General features: G+C 63.4%; 1 protein-coding gene. It reads right to left on the bottom strand.

All coding sequences use genetic code 11. From position 1 onward, the window contains the following. Positions 1-1173 (bottom strand): hypothetical protein (locus ACIBTV_RS31425; protein ID WP_396710821.1); only part of this gene is annotated, 1173 nt, incomplete at its 3' end. Positions 1174-1188 lie beyond the last annotated feature (15 nt).

The raw sequence follows: 1188 nt of genomic DNA, 5'->3' as shown, positions 1-1188 counted from the left end.
CAACCGCGTCTGCGAGAACGACCCCTCAAACCCACCCTGCAACCCACCCGAACCCCGGAACACACCCCGCACCGGCCCCCCACCACCACGCGGCGTCAAACTCCCCTCAACCTCAAACGACCCAATAAACGTCTTCCCATCAGGGAAAACCCCCGAAACCGTGAAATCCCCCTCCAACACCCCATCACCATGAAACCGATCCGGACCCGGATCCGGATCAAACGGAACCCCGTTCAACCCCGGAATCCCACCCCCACCGAACCCCAAATCCGGAACATCGACCCGCACACCACCCGGCCCCTCCAAACCCGCCATCGCCCCACCCCGACGACGAGAACCAAGCCAATCCACCACCCCCTCAATCGCACCCGCCGACGCCGGCGCCCACGGATCATCAGTCTGCTCCCGCCGACCAGTCAAAATCAGATCCGCCAACTGCTCCGCCGAGAACTCCGTCAACGCCCCCACACCAGCGAAACCCACAATCGACCGCACAAAACGCTGACCAAAAACCGCCCCGAACCCCGCGAACAACACCGGACCCAAAGCCCCACCCAACGCACCCGCCAACGCCGCCCCACCCGAACGACGCCCATCCCACTCCCGCCGCGTCCGCGTGATAAACAACTGCGTAAACTGGATCGCCACATCCAAACCCAGCTGCAACACCACCCCGAACATCACCGACATCACCAACCGGCGGAAAAACGTCTGAGCCATAAACCGCCCAAACGTCACCAACGCCGAAATCCACGACGACGCCGCAGCCGACGTCGGCGGAAACGCCACCCACGGCAACAACAACAAAATCTGCACCGTCAAAATGGCCAACTGACCAATAATCGACGCCTTCACATACTGCACATTCGTGCCCGCGTCATACGCGAACCGCGAAAACCTACCCGCCGCATCCACCAACTGACGCAACGACCCACCATCAACCAACTCCACCAACCGCGCCCGCGCCGCCTGCGCCGCCTCACCCTCCCAACCAGCACCCCGCACCGCCGACGCGATATCAGCGACCTCCACCTCCACCGCAGCCAACGCCGACTCGAACTCCGACCACACCCCCGCCAGAGCCCACAAACCATCCTCATCAGCCTGCGGCCACGACTCCCCCGTCACCACCAGGAAGAACCGACCCACCCAATCCGGAACCTCCATACCCACCGGTCACCCACCCCC

Origin of the sequence: Micromonospora sp. NPDC049366 (assembly GCF_044466625.1) — a bacterium.
Classification (GTDB): domain Bacteria; phylum Actinomycetota; class Actinomycetes; order Mycobacteriales; family Micromonosporaceae; genus Micromonospora.
This window is presented reverse-complemented; position numbering and strand designations above follow the sequence as displayed.